At 61.7% G+C, this 958-nt stretch carries 1 pseudogene; it reads right to left on the bottom strand.

The features are described from left to right. Nucleotides 1–516 (bottom strand): annotated as a pseudogene (locus tag KY501_RS52860) (sigma-70 family RNA polymerase sigma factor); the annotation flags it as partial. Between the last annotated feature and the right edge of the window lie 442 nt (nt 517–958).

Here is a 958-nt window from a genome sequence, read left to right on the forward strand (position 1 = left end):
TCGGCCCTGCGCACTCTTGGCGCTGTCGGCTTGGGCGGAGAACTGCTCTGAAATCGCCGGGTGGTTCACTGGTCCTCGGTGATCTCGGTGGAACTGGTTCACCCCGACCTCGGTGGCGACACTCAGGTGAACGTCGCTCGCGTGCATCCGCGCGAATTGCTCGCACGCTGTACGGGCGCGGACGTAAGTGACTTCGCCGAATGACTGCCCGCCCCTCGTGGGATCGTACTTGTCGATGGTGCGGATCACTGAGATCGCTGCGATCTGTTCCAGGTCTTCGGGAGACTGGGCGCCCGCGAAACGCTTCGCGCACTTGACGACTTGCTTGATCACAGGACGGACAGACGCCAGCGGTTCAGCAGACAGCAGCCTTTCGGTCAGTGCGTCGCCCGTTCTGCGTGCGAGCATGATCCGCGTCACGAGGTCGGCTTGTCGCTCTGCCCGGGTGGTGACTGAGTGTATCGCGTTGCTCAATGCGGCATCGGCACTGAGGGGCGCCGATTTGTGAAGCATCATCGGGTCAAAACTCCAGAAAGCGGCCCGTCACGGCCGACGTCGTCTATGTCCGAGCACGCGCTTCCCGATACGTCGCCCATAGCGCGACGCGGTCTCACGGCAGTCCCGAACCTTAGAAAACAGTTCGCTCGGGATCTAAATGCGTGCGGATCAGGGCGCGTGGTTCAGTCGCTTGCTCAGTCGCGCTCGCGACCCTGCTGTTGTGCCGAGTAAGCGTCAACGACGGCGCGTCAGCGCGAGGGGGTTGGAAATATCCCAATGCGCGCATCTCATATAAGCCCCCCTCTCCTCTATACCTACTCCACCTTTTCAGTAAGGGGTTTAGAGCGCCTAACAAAAGTCAGGATTGAAGGCGACGGAAGAGCATCAGGCAGCAGCCCAGGACGAGGAGGCCGAAGTGGACATCGTCCCGTCGTTCGTCGCGTACGCGCAGGCGGCGCTG

Source organism: Hyalangium versicolor (assembly GCF_020103695.1).
GTDB classification, from domain to species: domain Bacteria; phylum Myxococcota; class Myxococcia; order Myxococcales; family Myxococcaceae; genus Hyalangium; species Hyalangium versicolor.